An 18,511-nucleotide genomic window follows, 5' to 3' on the forward strand; every position below is an offset into this window, starting at 1 on the left:
GCTGAATCTCTCAAGGGCCTTTCGCAACCTCGATCAACTCAAATCCCCGTTAAAAGCGAGCCGATTCGAAATACTTACGTGTGTGTTCGGTATCACGTAAACCGCGGCTTTTCGGCGCGTCTTGTCTGACGACCTCCGCTGCGGCGTTCGGTGCAACCGTCATTGCCACCGCAGCCGGTGCTGCAGCAGCGGCCATTTGCAGGAAACGGCGACGGCTGTTTTCACGCTTCGGGTTGTCCATTGGACACCTCCCCCTGGGTTTATGGGACCTTGAGATCCCGGTTACTGAATTGCAAAGGCGTCGGCTTCTACCGCCATGAAGGCTCGACCGAGCGAACCCACTGGTGCGTAAAAAATGGCGCTTTGCGCTTCTTCCAAGTCGGTAAAAAACAAGGCTGCCCACTTTGCCAGGTGGGCATCAAAAAATGCTTTTTGCGACGGCAGTCCGCTGTCGCATGGAAATTCCCCGGTGATGATGCCCGCCATGATTTCGCAGAGGGTGCCGATGTGATCTTCCGGCTCCTTTACGTCGCTGCGGGATTTGATACCGCGGGTCATGAGATCCGTACGCAGCTCCGCCAGGGGCTTCTCATTCAGGAAGCCAGTGAGGTAGTAGCTGGCATAGGGGAGCAGTTCTCCGCGACCGAGTCCGACAAACAGATTGTTGAACTCTCTCTCGGCGTCATATGGGTTGGTGCGTTCGGCGAGGGCTGCCAAGTTTTTGCAGGCCGAACCGAGGGGCGTCTCGTCGCCTTGTAATGAAGCCAGCCCCTTCAGCAATTCACTGGAGGGCGGGTCTACAAGCAGGACGCCAAGCAGCTGATAGATCTGGGCCCTGGCACGATCTTCTTCAGAGATCGAACGCGGGCACTGGATTTCCGCAGTGTTACTCAATTCCTGTTCCTTCTAATTATTATGTGCGGCCTGTCACGCTATTCTAGTACACAATCCAGAATATTGGCCTGACCGACCTTTAATTTGCTAATAGCTGAAACGTATTCTGCTAATAGTCAAAACGCATACGAGGACGGAATCGTGGTTCCGGCTCCTCTTCCGAGTAGGTCGCCTCTTCTTGGGCAAGCTGCTGCTCGGGAAGTTCCGTCGGCGTTGCCATATCTTCCAGTTCGGGACTGTCCTCAGAATCCGGTTCCTCGGCGGTTGTGGAATCAGACTCTGCCAACGATGAGACTGCCTGCTTTTCCGACTGATCGTCCACGACGTCCGCGGCTTTTTTGGCTTTGTCGACGAGCCCCTCTCCAACCTTGTATAAAGTTTTCACCGTCTGTCCGGCCGTCGAGGCCAGTGTGTAGTCCTCATCGTAATCATTGAGGCCGTCCAGAACGGCCAGTACCGGGTTGGATTTCCAGAGTCCCCTCAGGGCCTTGCGGCGGAGGAACTCCGGAATTTCCTTGCGCATGAAACCGGTGATGTCCGTACCCAGTTCAATGTTTTCCGGGTCAGGCAGGCCATACTTCTCTAGCAGCTCGTGTTCCGGCAATGCTTCATTGATTGCCAGTTCCTGCTCCTCCGGGGCTGGCTCAGTCTCGATAACCGGAGGAGGGGATGGTTCCGGGCGCTTGGCGGCTTCGGCCTTCTTGCGAGCCCAACGCTGGAGTCTTGATTCGGCCATTACTGAATTCTCGGCTTTTTGATGTTCGCAGGGGCACGGTAAACGTCGCTTTCCTGGCGAATGCGCGGGTCGCCCTTGGCGTCCTCAACGCCATCCACGCGGACTTCGTCGCGACGACGTTTTTTGAACGGCTCCTCGATATAGTGCATATCGATAAACTCTTTTATCCAGGCTGCAAGGGATTCAGGAATAGGAACCGCCTCGACAATGCTTTCGCCACTGTCGAGGGCATCCAGAGCCTCATGGGCGCTGGCTGTGACGGTGCTGACAACCCACCCGGACGGCGACTGGCTCGTTACATCTTTGTCCAGGATGATCCAGACCGAAGGGGCAGCCATGTTCAGGGAGACCAGATAGCCTTCAACATCGGCCCGGAACAGCTCCATCGTAACCGTGCCCGCGTGGTAATCGACCACGTCGCCCTCGCGAACCATTTCTTTCCAGAACGCCTCAGGCGCCCCCGGTATGACGGCAACAGGCTTCCAGATAACCTTTGCCCAACGAGTGACCCCCGGAGACCGGCGAACGACGGCGCCGACCTTCAATTCGCGTTGCCATTGATCTGTACGACTACTCATGGTGCTTCTCATTTTTTGTAATAGCGTAAAAATAGCAGGGCACAAACGATTATCCAATTGTCCAAAAGATAATGCCTGTGGCATGCTCGAAAAGCGATACGGAAACGTACACGTATAAAAACAACGAAAGAGTCAAACTCCTGATGACGGCATCCAAGACCCTATTACTATGTAGCTGCGACAAATCACAGACCTTCGATTCAGAGGCCCTGCGCAAAGCCGCGGCCGCGGATCAGGTCATCGCAGTGGATCAACTGTGCGGCAACGAAATGAGTATTGCCGCCGAGCACCTGGGCGCCAGCAGTGACGTGCTTATTGCCTGTGGCCAGCAGGCGGCTTTTTTCGAGCGCCTTGCGGAGGACGTTTACGCCGAGACCCAGCACTCAGCGCCGCTCCAATCCATTGATATCCGGGATCGCGCCGGCTGGAGTGCCCCCGACGCGAAGCCCGAACGGTTGCACGCCAAGCAGGCCGCCCTGGTTGCCGCTGCCCAGCTGCCGGCACCAATGGCGCCGGCAAAAACCATCCAGTCCAGCGGCGTGTGCTGCATTGTGGGTCCCACCGAACAGGCCATAAGGATGGCCGGACTGGTGCAGGACGAACTGGGCGTGACCTGCATTGTTAATGATGCCGGCCCGATCCAGCTGCCATCTGCTGCCTACGACGTGGCCAAAGGGCAGTTGACGGGCGCCTACGGCGCACTGGGCAATTTCAAGCTGGAATTTGCGCACCTGCAACCCCTGCATCCGGCCGGTCGCGGTGAGCTGGGTTATGAGGCAGCCAAGCCCACCGCCCGCAGCGAATGCGACGTGTTCATCGATCTGCGTGGCGGTGCCCCGGCATTTCCCAGCCACGAGAAGCGCAACGGTTACTTCTGGGCCGACCCGAAGAAGACCGGCGAGCTGGAGCGCATTGCCCTGACGGCCAGGGAAATGGTGGGTGAGTTCGAAAAAACCGTGTACTTCAGGCTCGAAGAGTCGCTCTGCGCGCACTCCCGGGCCAACAAGCCCGGTTGTACCCGTTGCCTGGATGTATGCCCGACGGAAGCCATTTTCTCCTTTGGCGACCATATTCAGATCGATTCGGACATTTGCGCCGGCTGTGGCTCCTGCGCCGCCGTTTGTCCCACCTCTGCGGTGACCATGAATGAGACGCCATTCGAGGCGATCACCAAGGCTGTTGAAGTGATGGCCAAGGTCTATCGCGAGCATACTCACGAATCGCCACGCCTGGTGTTCCATACCCTGGAGGCTGGCACAGAGGCCATTGCCAACCTGGCCCGCTACGATAATGGCCTCGCGGATGATCTGATCCCGATGGGGCTCGAGCATGTCGACCGGATTGGGCACGCTGAAATCATGGCGGCGTTCGGCGCCGGCTACGCCGAGGTTCTGATCCTTGCGGACAATGAGCTGGATCGCCGGGCGGTGACTGCGGAAGTGGAACTGGCCCAGGCCATGCTCAAAGGCACCCACAACTCGCCGAGCCGGGTGCGGGTCATTTCCGCCATCGAACTCTGCGATGCGGGTGACAATGCCGGGCGAGTGAGCGATCCGGTTCTGCTGGTTGGCGGTCGCCGGGATATCACACGGGTGACAGTGGCTGCGATGTCGGACAAGATCGAAGAGCCGATTCCGCTCCCTGTAGGCGCGCCATACGGTGCGATCGAAATTGATTCCGATAAATGCACGCTCTGCCTTGCCTGTGTATCACTCTGCCCGACGGGCGCCCTTGGTGACCACCCGGATCGCCCCGAGGTCCAGTTCACGGAAAACGCCTGTGTCCAGTGTGGTATCTGCGAGAGTACCTGCCCTGAGACCGCCATCACCCTGAAGCCCCAGCTGGATGTGTCCAAGGCGGCGCTGAGTGCCCGGGCATTGCACGGTGAGGAGCCATTCGAATGCATCAAGTGCGGAACCCCGTTCGGCGTTGCCAGCACCATTAACCGGATCGTCGAGAAACTGGAAAACCAGCACTGGATGTACAAGAACTCTGATAACGTGCAGCTGATCAAGATGTGCGACGACTGTCGGGTCAAATCCCAGTTCCATGGTGACAACGCACCCATGGCGGCCGGTGAACGCCCCAGGGTCCGCACCAGTGATGATTATCTGGACAGCTAAAAACAACAGGACACATCATGGTTGAGTACACCGAAGTAGGAAAAAAACCGAACCTGATCGGAACCGACGCTCCCCGGCCTCAGGACAAAAACCCCAGGGGCGTTGATCGGATCATCGCCATCGCCTCGGGCAAGGGTGGCGTTGGCAAATCCACCGTGTCGTCCAACCTGGCGGTTGCCCTGGCCTCGAAAGGTCTCAAGGTCGGCCTGCTGGACGCCGACGTCTACGGCCCGAGCCAGCCCCGCATGCTGGGGGTTTCCGGTCGGCCGTCCAGCCCGGATGGAAGCACCATCCTGCCGCTGAGAAACCACGGCGTAACGCTGATGTCCCTGGGCCTGATGGCCCCGGAAGACGAAGCCATCGTTTGGCGCGGGCCGATGCTGATGGGCGCCTTGCAACAGATGATGAACCAGGTGGAATGGGGACGGCTGGATGTGCTGCTGGTGGATCTGCCGCCGGGCACGGGCGATGTCCAGATGACCCTGAGCCAGAAGTTCTTTGTTGCAGGAGCGGTTATCGTCTCGACGCCCCAGGACATCGCCCTGATGGATGCCCGCAAGGGTATTGATATGTTCAAGCGGATGGATGTGCCGCTGTTCGGGTTGATTGAAAACATGGCCTCGTTTATCTGCGATGGCTGCGGCAAAGAGCACCATCCGTTCGGACACGGTGGCGCGCGGGCGGAAGCCGAGAAACTCGGTTCGCCGTTCCTGGGAGAGATTCCGCTGGATCTCGATATCCGGGTGGGATCGGATGGCGGAGTGCCGATTGTGGTATCCAAGCCGGATAGTCCCCAGGCGCAAGCGTTCCAGCGCATCGCCGATGAAATTGTTGCCTCTGACGTCTACGCCCGGGCCATCCAATGATCGATACACCCCAGTTCCCACCGTTACTGACCGGGGAGGTGGTACCCAGGCACACCGACCCTTTTGACAAGGCCGTGAGCCGGGCCATTGCGGGCGTTGACTCCGGCACGGTGTTCTACTCCGAGCAAGGCGACAGCCTGCGTGCGGCCCTGGTGCTGGCGCCGGAAACACCCCTGGAAGAGGCCATTCAGGCGGTCTATGTCGCCCAGATAGGTCTGGCCGAGAGTCTGGGTGCTCTGGCCCCGCCCGAAGTCCCCGTACACTTTGTATGGCCCGACCGCATCAAGGTCAACGGAGCTGTCTGCGGAAGCGTCCGGTTTGCTGCGGACGTGTCTGATCCGAAAGCGCATCCTAACTGGTTGGTCATTGGCGTTGAGGTGCCCTTTATCCCGATGACCGACGAGCCGGGAGAAAATCCGAACGAAACCTGTCTGTACGAAGAAGGCTGCGTTGAAATCACGCCCATGGCCCTGTTGGAAAGCTGGTCCAAACACACGCTGTTGTGGCTGACCTACTTTATGGACAGTGGCTTCGAGCGGGTGCACAACGAATGGCGGCCCCGCTGTGACACGTTGGGCAAGACAATCGAACGGCCCCGGCCCGGACTTTTTGTTGGCCTGGATGAGAAAGGCCGGATGCTGTTGCGTCAGGATGTGATGACCGAGACATTGAGCTTGATTGAATTCGCGGAGCACGTATGAAGCTGGCCCGAACCCTGCAATTGGATATATCGGACGAGAACGTATTTGAAAAGCCTGCGCCCAGCGGCGAATGGGCGATCTCCGGTGGCTTCGAGTTTTCCAACTGGACCGAAGCAGACCTGAAAGGGAAAGCCCGCCAGGCGTTCACTAATGGCTGGTACAGCATTGAGTCTGGCGGCCGCGCCAGTTTCGTGGGTGTATGCAATATCACCGAGCCGGAACTGGAGCAGGTGCGACGAACCCTCGCCCAGACATTTGTTGACCATTATGGCGCGCCGAGTATTGATGCTGCCTATCCGGTGGCCTGTGCAGAAATCGATCAGATGCGCAACATGTGTGAAGACTTCGAGGACAACACCTTGCTGATGGTCAGCCGCACGCTGACCGAGCTGGGTGTCGAGGAAACCTACCGTTCCCGGGGGCCGCAGGATGCTTCACTGGAGGCCTTTGCGGTGCACGGCAGCGTTGACTGATTACAGCCCGAAGCTGCCGTAGGGAATAAACCGCACGGGGGTGCCCGGCTCTATCTGCTGGGCGCTTTCATCCAGTTCCATCAGTCCGTCGGACCAGGCCAGGCCGGTCACCCGGCCGGAGCCTTCCGAACCGAACACCTCAACCTGCCCATCCCGAACCCGTGCCCGCAGCATCTCGCTGCGCCCGGGTTTTTTGTTCTTGGAAAAATTGGCCGGCATCACATAGGCCTGTGGCTCAAACCATTCCGCGCCTGCCAACAACGCCATGGCCGGAGCACCAAACCGCAGGGCACAGACCCAGGCGGCCACCGGATTACCCGGCAGCCCAACGACCGGCGTGCCCTGGAACATGGCGAGCGCCAGAGGCCGGCCGGGTTTAATGGCGATGCGCCAGTTGCTGATGTCGCCATGGGCTTTCAGTGTTTTTGACACGTGGTCTTCGTCGCCGGCAGACACGCCACCGCTGGTCAGGATCAGGTCGCAGTGTTCCGCGCCGCGCTCAAGCGCTGCTTTCACCTCTTCGGCCCGGTCCAGCGCATGGCCTAGATCCACGAGCTCGTAGCCCAGTTGCGAAACCAGGGCGCTGAGCATAGGGCGGTTGGCGTCGTAAATCTGCCAGTCGGTAACAGTTGCCCCGACCGGTTTCACTTCATCACCAGTGGACAGCACACCAACTCGCAGTCGTTGATAGATGTCGACGGATTCCACGCCCACGCTGGCTAGTACCGAAATCTGGGTCGGGCTCAGGCGGGTTCCGGTTGTGAGGATCTTGTCCTTTGCCTTTATGTCTTCTCCGGCTTTGCGGGCATTGGCGCCTGCTTTTAGCGTGCCGTTCAGGTGCAGATGGCCATCCGCGACATCGCAGTCTTCTTCCAGAACCACGGTATCTGTGCCGGCTGGAATGACCGCTCCGGTCAGAATCCGGATTGCGTGGCCTTCGGGCACCTGGCCTGTGTATGGCTCACCGGCGGCACTGCGACCTTCGACCAGGGGTAGGGTGCAGGGCACGTCCGTCACCGGTCCGGCCAGGGCATAGCCGTCGACGGCGGAATTGTTGCTTGGGGGATGAGCCCGGGGCGCATGGACATCGTTTGCCAGGATGCGGCCGTTTACCTGGGAGAGGGGAACGGCGCGCTCAATCTCCACCACAGGATGTAACCGTGAACGCAAACGCTCAAGGGCCTCTTCAACCGGGGTCCAGTTGACGCCGGGGGGTAGGGCAAAGCAGTCGTTGCGAAGCGGTTTCATGGATCTTCGGCTCCTGGTTGGGCTGTTCAGGCTGGCTGACGGTTGAGAATAAAATCAGCGATGGCGGGGATATCGTTGATGTCGAACACGGGTCCCGAGAACTCGGCAGCGTAGTCCGACGCCACGGCAACAATGCTCGGATCCTCGGTGAACAGCGGTGACCGCGAACCCTCCCGCCGGTGCACCTCGATCTTGGCGTGGGAGTGGGTCTTGAAACCCTCCACCACCACCCAGTCGCAGGGGCCCAGCCGGGACAGTAATTCGTCCAGCGTTGGCTCTGTTGCCCCCCGGAGTTCGTGCATGATCGCGAAGCGCTGACCACCGGCCAGTATGACCTCACGGGCACCGGCGTCCCGGTGCTTGTAGCTGTCTGTTCCGGGCTGATCCACATCCACCATGTGGTGGGCATGCTTGATCGAGTTGACCGTTAGCCCTCTGCTGGAGAGCTCCCGAATCAGAGCCGCGGCCAGTGTGGTCTTTCCGGAGTTTTTCCAACCTACGATGCCTATTACGTTCACTTCAGGTGCTGCTCCGCCCAGGCCAGATCGTCCGGCGTATTGATGTTGAAAAAGTCGCCCTCGTCGAACACTACCAGGGTTTCGCCCTGGGCCTGTGTCCACTGGCGGATCTTGCGCACGCCATCGTTCAGGGCGGCTCGCAGATCATGCCGCAAAGCGACCTGCCAGCGGCCGAAGGTCGGCTGGGGCAGCCGGCCCCGTTCGGGGTCCGGCGTGGCCGCCAGCACCACCGGGGTGTCATGTTCAGCCAGCCTGACAGCCAGATCCCTGGGAAAGGACGGAGTATCGGCCGCAACGCTGATCAGCCAGTCATGGCCCTGTTCGGCGGCCCAGTCCATGCCCGCGAGCACGCCTGCCAGCGGCCCCGGAAAACCCTCGATGGAATCGGCCACTACCGGCAACCCCAGGTCGTCAAACCGGCTTGAATCGCCGTTGGCATTCAACACCACGGCGTCGACCTGAGGCGTGATCCGCTCAATTACCCGCTGGATCAGTGACTGGTCGCCGAGCATGAGCCGGCCTTTGTCGCCGCCGCCCATGCGGTTTGCCTGGCCGCCCGCCAGGATGACTGCACAATCAGTCATGCAGTGCCTCCATTAATCATTCTGAGCGCCTTTGCGACGCAGCTTCTTGTCTTCATCGGGTACCTGCGACAAGTCCTGATCGAACACCAGACGATGCTGGCCGCTCAGGCAGGTGAATTTCTTGCCTCGCATCCGTCCGATCAGAGTCAGTCCGACCTGCCGGGCGATATCAACGCCCCAGGCGGTGAAACCCGAGCGGCTGATCAGCGTGGGAATGCCCATCAGCGATGTCTTGATCACCATTTCCGAGGTCAGTCGTCCGGTGGTGTAGAGGACCTTGTCGGCCGCAGAAATGTTGTTCAGGTGCATCCAGCCGGCAATTTTATCGACCGCGTTGTGCCGTCCAACGTCCTCCATGTAGGCCAGGATTGTCTGGCCCTGGCAAAGCGCGGTGCCATGAATGGCGCCGGTTTCCATGTACAGGCTGGGCGTGTGGTTGATCTGATAGGAGAGATCGTAAAAGCTGCTGGTGTGTACCGGGGTGTCCGGTAGCGACAGCCCTTCGAGGCCCGCCATCATGTCGCCGAAGACCGTGCCCACGGCGCAGCCGGAGGTACGGGTTTTCTTCTCCAGCTTGTCCTCAACATCGGTAACGCCCGCCGTGCGCACCACCGCGACCTCAAGTTCCTCGTCGAAATCGATCCCGGTGACCTGATCGCTCTCTTTCAGCATGCCCTGGTTCAACAGGAAGCCAAGGGCCAGATACTCCGGGTGATCGCCAATGGTCATGGCGGTGACGATTTCCTGACTGTTCAGGTAGATCGTCAGGGGGCGTTCCTCGATCACGCTGATCGATTTGGCCTCGCCGTTTTCGTCAACACCCTCCACCGGCCGGGACAGTCGGGGATCTTTGGGATCGGGAAGTATGGGATCAATCGTCATTTTTGTTGTAGCCGTTTCGTGAATGCCGCGGAATGGAATATCTACGGAGATTGCCAGAGATTAGCCTATTTGGCATTGGGGAAAAACAGCTGCCTTACACCAATAAAAAACCCCGGCAGCGCCGGGGTTCAGGTAATACAGGGTTAGACAGGGTGAGGCCAGTGACCCTTGGCCCTGCTGAATTACTTGGCGTTCGGGAAAAACAGTTGCTGTCCATCCACCTTGAAGTCGGCAATCGCTTGCTGACCTTCTTCGGAGATTAGCCAGTTGTGCCATTTCGCGGCCATCTCATGCTTGAGGTGCGGGTGCTTCTCTTCAGAAAGCAGCAGGCTGCCGTACTGGTTGAACAGCACTTTGTCACCTTCGAAGAGCAGCTTCAGGTTCTGGCGGTTTTCAAACGCGACCCAGGTTGCGCGGTCTGACATCACATAGGCATCCATGGCGGCGGCAGTGTTCAGGGTCGGGCCCATGCCGCTGCCCAGTTCGCGATACCAGCTGCCGCCCGGTTCAACACCGGCACTTTCCCACAGGCGAAGTTCTGCACGGTTGGTGCCACTGTCGTCACCACGAGAGGCAAACGGTGCCTCTGCTTCGGCAATGGCAGACAGCGCTTCAGCGGCGGTTTTCGCTGCGCTGATGTTGGCCGGATCATCGGCAGGGCCAATTAATACAAAGTCGTTGTACATCACGTCGGCCCGCTCTGTGGCGTAGCCGTTCTCCACAAAACGTTTTTCGCCGGCGGTGTCGTGCACCAGAAGGCTGTCGGCATCACCACGGCGGGCGATTTCGAAGGCCTGGCCGGTACCAACGGCGACAACGCGCACTTCGATGCCAGTGGCGTCCTCGAACTTTGGCAGGATCGAATCAAACAGGCCCGAGTTCTCGGTTGAGGTTGTCGAGGCCAGCGTTATGTAATCTTCGGCGTGGGCGCTGAAGGCCAGGCCCACGGTAGTGACGGCTGCAAGAACCAGGTTAAGGGTCTTTTTCATTTTGTTTTCTCCTTTTGGTATTCATTCACCAAGAAATCGGTGGTCCGATGCGGTTTCTTATTGGTGGGTCAGGCTACGAGCTCGCCGTTGAGATAGGCCTGTGCCTGCCGCGAGACCGGGGCACGGAAAAACATGTCCGCTGGTGTGTGTTCCTGTACCTTGCCTTCCGAAAGAAACAGGACATCGCCGGCCAGTCGCCGGGCCTGGTGGAGATCGTGGGTGGTCATTACGACGCGTGTACCCTGCTTGTGAAATTCCTGTACGGCGAGTTCCACGGCCTTAATCGCGGCAGGATCCAGTGCGGAGGTGGGTTCATCCAGAAACAACACTGCCGGTGAAAGCGACCAGGCACGTGCCAGTGCCAGGCGTTGTTTCTCGCCGCCGGACAGCACCCGCGCAGGCGTGTCGGCGCAGGAGGAGAGGCCAAACCGGGCCAGGGCTTCGAGAGCCAGCTCTGTGCGCAACTTGCGTGGCACATTGTTGACCGCCAGTGCGTGCCGGAGGTTGGCCAGCGCCGAACGGCGCAAAAGGATCGGCGTCTGGAAAACCATGGCCTGGCGGGGCGCGCTGGCGCCTGACCAGCTCACGGCGCCCTCCGTCGGTGTGAGCAGTCCGTGCGCCAGTCGCAGCATGAGGCTTTTGCCGGCGCCATTGGGGCCCATCACCAGCGTGGGGCCGGGTCCGTCAAGCTTGAACGAACAGGGGCCAAAAAGCCGGTGGCCGAAAGGGTTGAACTCGACGCTCTCGAATTGCAGCGACGGCGGTGCACTGAGTTCGATCGGGTTGTTAACGGGCACGTTCAGTGAAGTCATCCCATGCGCCTTTTAGCCGTTTCACTCAAAATGTAGGCCGTGGCGTTGATCACCATGACCAGTGTCAGAAGGACAATGCCCAGGCCCAACGCCAGGGGCAGGGCACCCTTGCTTGTCTCCAGCACAATGGCCGTGGTCATGACCCGGGTCACGCCATCAATATTGCCGCCTACCATCATGACAGCGCCCACTTCTGCGCTGGCCCGGCCGAACCCTGCGAGCAGAACAGTCAGCAAGGCAAAGCGGGCGTCCCACAACAGGGTGGGCATCATCCGCGCCCGGGACATGCCCAGCGATACGAACTGTTCCCGGTACTCACCCAGTAACTCCTCCACTTTCTGGCGCGAGAGCGCGGCGAGAATGGGCAATACCAGTATCACCTGCGCAATCACCATGGCGCTGGGCGTGAACAGAAGGCCCAGTTCACCCAGAGGTCCGGCCCGCGATAACAGCAGGTAAACGCCGAGCCCGGCCACAACCGGAGGCAACCCCATCAAGGCATTCAGCGCAACAACCACACCGCCGCGCCCGGGGAATTGCCACAATGCAACTGCCGCACCCAGGGGAAACCCCAAAAACGCCGCTATCAGGACCGCCAGAAGCGAAACCTGTAGCGAAAGCACCACGATCTGGTACAGCGAAGCGTCGAGGTTCACCAGTAGCGACAGCGCCACGTAAAACGCATTTTCTTCCACAGCTGCGTCTCCTTTAATGTTGAGCATCGTGGCGTTTTTAACTACGCTTTGCACAGCATGCTGAAAAATATGCAGTCAAAAACAGCCTGATGCTTTACCTGATCCTCCGGAGATTCTGATGCCCCTTCCCGCCTACCTCACTACGGCCGAGGCTGCTGAGTATCTGCGCCTGAAAGAACGCAAGGTCTATGATCTCGTCAGCCAGGGTGTTATTCCCTGCGTTCGGGTCACAGGAAAGCTATTGTTCCCGCGCCAGCGTATTGATTTGTGGTTGATGAACCACCTTGAAGGTGACGATGCGATCAGTGCTCCAACGCTGCCGGTGCTAGTGGGTAGCCAGGACCCGCTGCTGGAGTGGGCGGTAAAGGAGAGCAACGCCGAGCTTGCCATGTTGTGCCAGGGTAGCGGCGATGGGGTTCAGCGCCTGGTGGACGGGCGCGCGATGGTCGCTGGCATGCACATCTGGCACGCGGAGAGTGAGCGATACAACGATCCGGCCACCCTGGGTTTGACTGGCATGAGGGACCTGGTGCTGATTCGCTGGGCCAAGCGCCAGCAGGGGCTCCTCCTGGCGCCCGGCAACCCTCACGGACTCACGCGGCTTGAGGATATCGCCCGACCAGGCCTTCGCCTTGCCCACCGCCAGCCCGATGCCGGTGTCAGCCATCTGCTGCAGGGGCTGCTTGCCCGCCATCGTATAGATGGCAGTCAGCTTACCTGGGCCGCCCATCCCTCGCTCAGTGAGGACGATCTGGCACTGGCCATTCGCCAGGGGGAGGCGGATGTGGGCGTGGGTATTGAAGCGGCTGCCAGGCGCCAGGGGCTGGCATTTATTCCCCTGCAGCAGGAGCACTTTGACCTGGCCATGCGCAGGCGCCATTACTTCGAGCCGGCCATGCAGCGTTTGCTGGAGTTCGCCCGTTGCGAGCGTTTTGTTCAGCGCGCCGAGGCGTTGGGGGGGTATGATATAAGTGAGCTTGGTAAAGTGATGTATAACGCTTGAACCACAACAATAAACAGACCAATCAGGCAGGAGCCCGCATGGGTTCGACCGGAATGCAAGGTTCGAACGGACACAAGCGTTCGGCCGGAAAGAATCTTATTCACGAACTCAGTGGTGCGCTGGGGGATATCGGCACCTTGCTGCCGCTGAGTCTCGGGGCCATTGGCGTGGCAGGACTGGCGCCGGTACCGGTGCTGCTGGGGTTTGCCGTCTTCTATATCGCGACCGGGCTTTATTATCGCCTGCCAGTACCCGTGCAGCCCATGAAAGCGGTGGCCGCGCTCCTGCTTACCACCCAGGTCAGTGCCCAGAGCCTTATCGCCAGTGGCGTTCTGATCGGTGCCATTCTCTTGCTTCTGGGTTCAACCGGGTGGATCAACCGGGCGGCCCGCCTGGTGCCGGGGTCGGTGCTGAGCGGCCTTCAGCTGGGGCTGGGTTTGTTGTTAGCCAGCATGAGCCTGGAACTGATGGCCACTTCTCTGCCGTTGGGCCTCGTTATCCTTGCGTTGCTGGCCATCACCCTGAAACTTTTCCCCAGTTGGCCTGCGGCACTGCTGGGCCTTGCTCTGGCCATGGTTCTCGGGGCCCTGCTAGGTTCGCCCGGGCTGCCGTTGCCGGCTGATCCGGCGATCTTTTCTATGCCCCAGTTGCCGTCAATGGATGAATGGCAGCAAGGCTTTTCCATCCTGGTGCTGCCACAACTGGCGCTGACCATCACCAACGCCATCGTTCTGACGGCCCTGGTGGTTGGGGATTATTTCGGGGATCAGTCACACCGGGTCTCGCCAGCACGTCTGTCGGTGACAACAGGCCTGGCCAATCTCTTCCTGGTACCGTTCGGTGCGCTGCCCATGTGCCACGGCGCGGGTGGTGTGGCGGCTCATTACCGCTTCGGCGCCAGGACTGGCCTGGCGCCGGTTCTGTTGGGCACCGGTTTGCTCCTGATCGCATTCGTGCCCGGCGGTCTGTCGTTCATCGCCGCCGTTCCCGCGGCCGGTCTCGGTGCCCTGCTAATGGTGGCGGCTGTCGAGCTTGGCCTGACCAAGCGTCTCTGGGTCGCCAAACCTTCCTGTTGGCCAGTGATCGGGATAACGGCACTGGTCACCTTCTGGGCCGATCCGTTTTTCGGATTCCTGGCCGGGGTTGCTTCGGAGACTTTCAGGGCCGCCTGGGTGCGGGGAAGGATTAGCGGTGCTCATCAGGACTGAGAGCATCGTCCGAATCGGATAACACACCCCGAATGCCAACGTTTTTATCCTGCGGATCAAACAAAGCGCCCGGATTCAGGATGCCCTGAGGATCCAGGAAGTGCTTGCCCGCCGCCAGGGTCTGACGAAACAGCGGTGATGTCTGCTGCTCATAGCCAAAGCGATGATCCCGGCCAACGGCGTGGTGATGTGTGACGGTAGCGCCTTGCTCGGCCAGCACTTCCATGGAGATGCGCTTGAGCTGTTTCCACTTTTCCAGGGCCTTGCCCAGATCGCCGGTAGTGTCGCCCACGCAATAAAACGTGAAATAGGGCGCAGGCCCGTCCGGGTAAACATGGGTAAAGCGGCAGGAGAATGAAAATGGTCGTTGCGTGATCTCGCGAAGCGCGGACTCCATGGTTGATCTTACTGCCTTGTAAAGGCTCGGGAACCTGTCCCAGGTGATCGCGGTTTCGAAGGTGTCGGCAATCATGCCCATGGCGGTTAATCGATTGCGCCAGTAGGGCATTCGGATAAAGGCATTTCTCCAGGACTCGGCTTCGCTGGACCCTTTTTCTGCATGATCCGGGTTATAGCTAATGCCATCTTTTTGCAGAACACCGCCATGTTCTTCGGCAATGGCGACGGCCCGCTCGATTTTCTGGTCTTGCGGATGATCTGCGGATTCGAAACCAAGAACCAGAATGGCGCAGGGTTTGTCAGCGATCCGGTTGATCACCACTTCGGCCTCATCCAGTAGACGGCAATTCGACGGGAATAAACCCGATTGCGCGATCTGTCTGACAGCATCGACACCGTTCATGAAGCGATCAAAGCGGACGGACGCCGTGGCCCGCCACTTTGGTCGATGCTGTAATCGCATGGTGGCTTCGGTAATGATCCCCAGCGTACCTTCTGAGCCACAGATCATGCGGTCTGCCGAAGGGCCCGCGCCTGAGCCGGGCAGAGCGCGGGTCTCGATGATGCCTTTTGGCGTGACCAGCCGGGTTGCTTCCACCATGTCTTCGATGTGCGTGTATACGGTCGCAAAATGGCCGCCAGCGCGGGTTGCCAGCATGCCGCCCAGACTCACGAACGGAAAGCTCTGTGGCTAATGGCGCAGTGTCAAACCATGTTGCTTCAGTTGCCGCTCGAGATCCGGGCCTTTGATTCCTGCCTGGATCCGGGCGCGACGACTGATAGGATCAATCTCCAGAATCTGGTTCAGGTTTTCCATATCGACACTGATCGTCGCCTGGTAGGTGTCGCCAACATCGGGCTCAACGCCGCCGCAGACACTGGTGCCGCCACCGAACGGGATCAGTGCAATATTGTCTTCGGCCGCATAGCGAAACAGTTGCTGGATATCGTCTTCCGTCTTGGGAAAGGCGACGGCATCGGGCGGGTTGGGCACTTTCCGCATCAGCATCCTGGCCATGTCGGCGTAGGACTTCCCGTAGCTGTGCACCAGGCGGTCGTAGTTCGTAGTGGAAATGATGTCTGAGAGATGCTCGGGAACAGAAAGCAACCGGGATGCTGGGAGGTCAAAGTCTTCAACCTTTGGTGGCTCAATCTCCACCAGGCCTTCCGGCACCAACATTTTCGTAACGGTCTCGATCATGGCGTGTTCTTCGGGATGCAGATCCTCATCCGCATAGCCCCAACCCCAGAATCGCAGGGGTTTGCGCAGAGATTTGGTGCCGGACTCAGACATCGGATTCTCCATCAATGAGGGGTCTGCCCCCGTTACTCTGAACACTTCATCTGTTGAAATGATATCCTCGTACACCGCTATCAAGTACGCAAATCAATCCTGAATGCCGACATCGTTCAGGCCGACTTTTACCAAGAAACCCGGAGTTTGAGTCTTACTCATGAGAGTTATTATTCGCTATTTTTTTCGCACCCTGCGTCTGGTACTGACGCCCTTCATGCTGCTCAGTGAAAAGCTCAGCACGCCTGAAAGCGTGACCCGCAGTGCTGAAGAGCAAGCCCGCGCCGACGAGGCCAGCAAAAATCTCGCCCTGTACCAGTTCAAGGCCTGCCCGTTCTGCATCAAGGTAAGAAAGGAAATCGCACGGCTCGGTCTGAACATTGAAACCCGCGACGCCCAGCATGACCCGGAACATCGTGCGGCGCTGGAAGCCGGCGGCGGCCAAATCAAGGTGCCCTGCCTGAAGATTCATCAGGAGGATGGCAGTGATCGTTGGCTGTATGAGTCTGGCGAGATCAAGGCGTGGCTACAGGAGCGGTTTGAGCCGGCCTGATTGCCGTTGCTGATTTTTGGAGAGGGCGTTAGCTAGTCACGATCATTCCCCTGGGATGTTCGATTCCAGGGATATGTCGATGAGTTCATGCTGAAGCTTTTTCAGAAGGTGAAGCAGGCTGACGCCGTCATCAAAACTCATCCCCTGCATGGCCTGTCTGTAAAATTCGGCAATAGTGTCCTGAAGTCGATTCCAGAAAGTGCGGCCAGATTCGGTAAGAACCACGAGTCGAGCTCGGCGATCCTGGGGATCCGGTATCCGAACAACATGCCCGTCTCGTTCCATTCGTTTGAGCACGCCATCGAGGTTTTGGCGACTGACGTAGAGGTACTCTTTCAGTTGGTTGAATGAGGTGCCATCTTCGAATCCTTCTCGAGATAATGCACCCAGTACTGCCCACTGCACGGCGCTGATGCCCATTTCATTCTGAACCTGGCGTTGCAGGATGTTTCCTGTCTGGAACAGACGGAAAAACAGGCGGTTGGGGATGCCTCCGGATTCGTTGACGATCATTTCGTATCCCGTTGGTAAAGAATGGTTCGCAAGACGTTTGAGTCTATTCATCAACGATATCTTCACATAGATCCGGGGTGATCTTCCGCATTTTCTTGGGTCACGCCGGAGGAGCAGGGCACTGTGAATCCGGAGTTTCCTGAGATCTCGCAGGAAACTCCGTAGTCGCAGTCTTCACTCAGTTGGTGATCAGCTTGCACTTGCTCTCGGAAAGCGGTCGGAACGCTTCGTCGCCGGGAATAGTTCGAACGATCTTGTACAGATCCCACTCGCCGGTAGATTCTTCCGGAGTTTTCACCTGAGCCAGAAACATGTCATGAACCATGCGGCCGTCCTCACGGATACGACCGTTTTTGGCAAACATGTCGTTGATCGGAGTCTCTATCAGATGCTGGCGGACAGTTTGGGAGTCATCCGAGCCAGTAGCTTCCACCGCCTTCAGGTATTGCATCGTGCTGGAGTAGATGCCCGCATGCACCATGGTTGGACGGGTGCCGGTCTCTTCCATGAAACGATCAGACCATTCACGAGTCTCGTCGTTCATGTCCCAGTACCAACCGGTAGTAAGCTGCAGCCCCTGAGCCGCCTGGGGACCGAGAGCGTGTATGTCACTGATAAATACGACAAGCCCGGCAATGGTCTGGCCTGACTGGGTAATACCGAATTCTGCCGCAGTGGTGATCGCATTGGTGGTATCTGCACCGGCGTTTGCCAGAGCGATGACATCGGCGCCAGAAGCCTGGGCCTGCAAAATAAATGAAGAGAAGTCAGGAGTCGGGAATGGATGGCGGATGCTTCCCAGAATCTTACCACCATTGGCTTCTACAACCCGTGTGACGTCCGCCTCCATGGCATGACCGAAGGCATAGTCTGCGGTCAATATGTACCAGGATTTGCCGCCTTCCTGAACGATTGCGGTTGGAGTGCCAATGGACAGTGCGTAGGTGTCATAGACGTACTGAATATGATTTGGGGTGCAGTGTTCGTTGGTGATGCTTGAGGCTGCGGAGCCGGAGATCAGTCCCAGTTTGTTGTTCTCCTCAAGGATCTTCGTGGTGGCGATTGTCACAGAAGAGGCCACCAACCCGCCAACCATGTCGACTCCGTCATTCTCTACCCAGCGTCGCACGGTGCTGGAGGCAACGTCCGGGCTGTTGCGGTCGTCAGCACTGACTACCTCAATCGCGGCATTGTTGACCTTGCCACCAAAATCAGCAACCGCCATTTCCATCGCCGTCAAACCATTCGGGCCGGCAAGGTCACGGTACGTGCCGGACATGTCAGCGAGATACCCAAGCTTAACCGTATCTCCAGATATGGCAGCCTGGGCACTGCCTGCCATAAGAATTGAGGCAACGACTGAGGGCAGAATCTTTTTTGTATTTTTCATTGTTCCATCTCCGCTACGAAACTTGTTTTGGTTTGGGTTCTTGTTGCTTTTG

Annotated in this window: 21 protein-coding genes and 1 pseudogene; 7 read left to right on the forward strand and 15 right to left on the reverse strand. The window is 58.7% G+C overall.

Annotated elements, in window-relative coordinates:
- Positions 1–49: 49 nt before the first annotated feature.
- The 4 genes from KYE_RS20445 to KYE_RS20460 form a co-directional block, all read right to left on the reverse strand.
- Positions 50–241, reverse strand: a complete 192-nt coding sequence (locus tag KYE_RS20445) for a twin-arginine translocation signal domain-containing protein (RefSeq protein ID WP_008177284.1) — start codon at positions 239–241, stop codon at positions 50–52.
- A gap of 41 nt (positions 242–282) precedes the next feature.
- Positions 283–894, reverse strand: a complete 612-nt coding sequence (locus KYE_RS20450; protein WP_008177286.1) for a molecular chaperone — start codon at positions 892–894, stop codon at positions 283–285.
- A 109-nt stretch (positions 895–1,003) separates the two neighbouring features.
- Positions 1,004–1,630, reverse strand: a complete 627-nt coding sequence (locus KYE_RS20455) for a DUF3306 domain-containing protein (RefSeq protein ID WP_008177287.1) — start codon at positions 1,628–1,630, stop codon at positions 1,004–1,006.
- Positions 1,630–2,208 carry a DUF3305 domain-containing protein gene (locus KYE_RS20460; RefSeq protein ID WP_039882167.1) on the reverse strand — a complete coding sequence of 193 codons (579 nt, stop codon included), beginning with the start codon at positions 2,206–2,208 and terminating at the stop codon, positions 1,630–1,632. The genes KYE_RS20455 and KYE_RS20460 overlap by 1 nt, the downstream gene beginning before the upstream one ends.
- A 143-nt stretch (positions 2,209–2,351) precedes the next feature.
- Between KYE_RS20460 and KYE_RS20465 the strand changes: the two genes are divergently transcribed.
- The 4 genes from KYE_RS20465 to KYE_RS20480 are packed head-to-tail and all read left to right on the forward strand — an operon-like array spanning position 2,352 to position 6,371.
- A complete protein-coding gene (locus KYE_RS20465) occupies positions 2,352–4,331 on the forward strand; it encodes a 4Fe-4S binding protein (protein WP_008177289.1) in 1,980 nt (659 codons plus the stop codon).
- A 17-nt stretch (positions 4,332–4,348) separates the two neighbouring features.
- Positions 4,349–5,197, forward strand: coding sequence for an Mrp/NBP35 family ATP-binding protein (locus KYE_RS20470; protein ID WP_008177290.1), 849 nt, complete (start codon positions 4,349–4,351; stop codon positions 5,195–5,197).
- Positions 5,194–5,898, forward strand: a complete 705-nt coding sequence (locus KYE_RS20475) for a biotin/lipoate--protein ligase family protein (RefSeq protein WP_008177292.1) — start codon at positions 5,194–5,196, stop codon at positions 5,896–5,898. The genes KYE_RS20470 and KYE_RS20475 overlap by 4 nt, the downstream gene beginning before the upstream one ends.
- The gene (locus KYE_RS20480) at positions 5,895–6,371 is read left to right on the forward strand and encodes a DUF6505 family protein (RefSeq protein ID WP_008177294.1); all 477 of its coding nucleotides are present in this window, start codon (positions 5,895–5,897) and stop codon (positions 6,369–6,371) included. Before KYE_RS20475 ends, KYE_RS20480 begins: the two co-directional genes overlap by 4 nt.
- On the opposite strand, the gene KYE_RS20485 is transcribed toward KYE_RS20480, so the two are convergent.
- The 7 genes from KYE_RS20485 to KYE_RS20515 all read right to left on the reverse strand — a co-directional run bounded on the left by KYE_RS20485 (position 6,372) and on the right by KYE_RS20515 (position 12,099).
- The gene (locus KYE_RS20485; RefSeq protein WP_008177301.1) at positions 6,372–7,619 is read right to left on the reverse strand and encodes a molybdopterin-binding protein; all 1,248 of its coding nucleotides are present in this window, start codon (positions 7,617–7,619) and stop codon (positions 6,372–6,374) included.
- Positions 7,620–7,645: 26 nt separating this feature from the next.
- A complete protein-coding gene (gene mobB / locus KYE_RS20490) occupies positions 7,646–8,137 on the reverse strand; it encodes a molybdopterin-guanine dinucleotide biosynthesis protein B (protein WP_008177303.1) in 492 nt (163 codons plus the stop codon).
- The gene (gene mobA / locus KYE_RS20495; RefSeq protein ID WP_008177304.1) at positions 8,134–8,721 is read right to left on the reverse strand and encodes a molybdenum cofactor guanylyltransferase MobA; all 588 of its coding nucleotides are present in this window, start codon (positions 8,719–8,721) and stop codon (positions 8,134–8,136) included. The genes mobB and mobA overlap by 4 nt, the downstream gene beginning before the upstream one ends.
- 12 nt (positions 8,722–8,733) lie before the next feature.
- Positions 8,734–9,603 carry a formate dehydrogenase accessory sulfurtransferase FdhD gene (locus tag KYE_RS20500; protein WP_008177305.1) on the reverse strand — a complete coding sequence of 290 codons (870 nt, stop codon included), beginning with the start codon at positions 9,601–9,603 and terminating at the stop codon, positions 8,734–8,736.
- 182 nt (positions 9,604–9,785) lie between these two features.
- Positions 9,786–10,592 carry a substrate-binding domain-containing protein gene (locus tag KYE_RS20505; protein WP_008177306.1) on the reverse strand — a complete coding sequence of 269 codons (807 nt, stop codon included), beginning with the start codon at positions 10,590–10,592 and terminating at the stop codon, positions 9,786–9,788.
- A 68-nt stretch (positions 10,593–10,660) separates the two neighbouring features.
- Entirely contained in the window at positions 10,661–11,404 is a 744-nt protein-coding gene (locus tag KYE_RS20510; protein ID WP_008177307.1) for an ATP-binding cassette domain-containing protein, read from the reverse strand.
- Positions 11,401–12,099 (reverse strand): ABC transporter permease, encoded by a 699-nt coding sequence (locus KYE_RS20515; RefSeq protein WP_008177308.1) that lies wholly within the window; start codon positions 12,097–12,099, stop codon positions 11,401–11,403. The genes KYE_RS20510 and KYE_RS20515 overlap by 4 nt, the downstream gene beginning before the upstream one ends.
- 118 nt (positions 12,100–12,217) lie before the next feature.
- On the opposite strand from KYE_RS20515, the gene KYE_RS20520 reads away from it, so the two are divergent.
- Complete coding sequence (locus tag KYE_RS20520) at positions 12,218–13,102, forward strand: helix-turn-helix transcriptional regulator (RefSeq protein ID WP_008177309.1); 885 nt, start codon at positions 12,218–12,220, stop codon at positions 13,100–13,102.
- A 38-nt stretch (positions 13,103–13,140) separates the two neighbouring features.
- Complete coding sequence (locus KYE_RS20525) at positions 13,141–14,310, forward strand: putative sulfate/molybdate transporter (protein WP_008177310.1); 1,170 nt, start codon at positions 13,141–13,143, stop codon at positions 14,308–14,310.
- Here KYE_RS20525 and KYE_RS21715 read toward each other — a convergent pair.
- Positions 14,288–15,220 (reverse strand): FAD-binding oxidoreductase, encoded by a 933-nt coding sequence (locus tag KYE_RS21715; protein WP_319795866.1) that lies wholly within the window; start codon positions 15,218–15,220, stop codon positions 14,288–14,290. The genes KYE_RS20525 and KYE_RS21715 overlap by 23 nt on opposite strands.
- A 60-nt stretch (positions 15,221–15,280) precedes the next feature.
- Positions 15,281–16,015: pseudogene (locus KYE_RS22275) on the reverse strand (FAD-binding oxidoreductase); the annotation flags it as partial.
- A gap of 148 nt (positions 16,016–16,163) precedes the next feature.
- On the opposite strand from KYE_RS22275, the gene KYE_RS20535 reads away from it, so the two are divergent.
- The gene (locus KYE_RS20535; RefSeq protein WP_008177321.1) at positions 16,164–16,556 is read left to right on the forward strand and encodes a glutaredoxin family protein; all 393 of its coding nucleotides are present in this window, start codon (positions 16,164–16,166) and stop codon (positions 16,554–16,556) included.
- A 42-nt stretch (positions 16,557–16,598) separates the two neighbouring features.
- On the opposite strand, the gene KYE_RS20540 is transcribed toward KYE_RS20535, so the two are convergent.
- On the reverse strand, positions 16,599–17,069 hold the full coding sequence (locus tag KYE_RS20540) for a MarR family winged helix-turn-helix transcriptional regulator (protein ID WP_008177322.1): 471 nt from the start codon (positions 17,067–17,069) through the stop codon (positions 16,599–16,601).
- A 178-nt stretch (positions 17,070–17,247) separates the two neighbouring features.
- Positions 17,248–18,459 carry an ABC transporter substrate-binding protein gene (locus KYE_RS20545; RefSeq protein ID WP_008177323.1) on the reverse strand — a complete coding sequence of 404 codons (1,212 nt, stop codon included), beginning with the start codon at positions 18,457–18,459 and terminating at the stop codon, positions 17,248–17,250.
- Between the last annotated feature and the right edge of the window lie 52 nt (positions 18,460–18,511).

The organism is Marinobacter manganoxydans MnI7-9 (genome assembly GCF_000235625.1).
Classification (GTDB): domain Bacteria; phylum Pseudomonadota; class Gammaproteobacteria; order Pseudomonadales; family Oleiphilaceae; genus Marinobacter; species Marinobacter manganoxydans.

Coding starts and splice junctions, on each gene's coding strand:
- KYE_RS20460 (WP_039882167.1), bottom strand. CDS start 2,208: ATGAGTAGTCGTACAGATCAATGGCAACGCGAATTGAAGGTCGGCGCC.
- KYE_RS20505 (WP_008177306.1), bottom strand. CDS start 10,592: ATGAAAAAGACCCTTAACCTGGTTCTTGCAGCCGTCACTACCGTGGGC.
- KYE_RS20510 (WP_008177307.1), bottom strand. CDS start 11,404: ATGACTTCACTGAACGTGCCCGTTAACAACCCGATCGAACTCAGTGCA.
- KYE_RS20545 (WP_008177323.1), bottom strand. CDS start 18,459: ATGAAAAATACAAAAAAGATTCTGCCCTCAGTCGTTGCCTCAATTCTT.
- KYE_RS20475 (WP_008177292.1), top strand. CDS start 5,194: ATGATCGATACACCCCAGTTCCCACCGTTACTGACCGGGGAGGTGGTA.
- KYE_RS20500 (WP_008177305.1), bottom strand. CDS start 9,603: ATGACGATTGATCCCATACTTCCCGATCCCAAAGATCCCCGACTGTCC.
- KYE_RS20470 (WP_008177290.1), top strand. CDS start 4,349: ATGGTTGAGTACACCGAAGTAGGAAAAAAACCGAACCTGATCGGAACC.
- KYE_RS20540 (WP_008177322.1), bottom strand. CDS start 17,069: ATGATCGTCAACGAATCCGGAGGCATCCCCAACCGCCTGTTTTTCCGT.
- KYE_RS20525 (WP_008177310.1), top strand. CDS start 13,141: ATGGGTTCGACCGGAATGCAAGGTTCGAACGGACACAAGCGTTCGGCC.
- KYE_RS20480 (WP_008177294.1), top strand. CDS start 5,895: ATGAAGCTGGCCCGAACCCTGCAATTGGATATATCGGACGAGAACGTA.
- KYE_RS20520 (WP_008177309.1), top strand. CDS start 12,218: ATGCCCCTTCCCGCCTACCTCACTACGGCCGAGGCTGCTGAGTATCTG.
- KYE_RS20535 (WP_008177321.1), top strand. CDS start 16,164: ATGAGAGTTATTATTCGCTATTTTTTTCGCACCCTGCGTCTGGTACTG.
- KYE_RS20455 (WP_008177287.1), bottom strand. CDS start 1,630: ATGGCCGAATCAAGACTCCAGCGTTGGGCTCGCAAGAAGGCCGAAGCC.
- KYE_RS20445 (WP_008177284.1), bottom strand. CDS start 241: ATGGACAACCCGAAGCGTGAAAACAGCCGTCGCCGTTTCCTGCAAATG.
- mobA (WP_008177304.1), bottom strand. CDS start 8,721: ATGACTGATTGTGCAGTCATCCTGGCGGGCGGCCAGGCAAACCGCATG.
- KYE_RS20465 (WP_008177289.1), top strand. CDS start 2,352: ATGACGGCATCCAAGACCCTATTACTATGTAGCTGCGACAAATCACAG.
- KYE_RS21715 (WP_319795866.1), bottom strand. CDS start 15,220: ATGATCTGTGGCTCAGAAGGTACGCTGGGGATCATTACCGAAGCCACC.
- KYE_RS20485 (WP_008177301.1), bottom strand. CDS start 7,619: ATGAAACCGCTTCGCAACGACTGCTTTGCCCTACCCCCCGGCGTCAAC.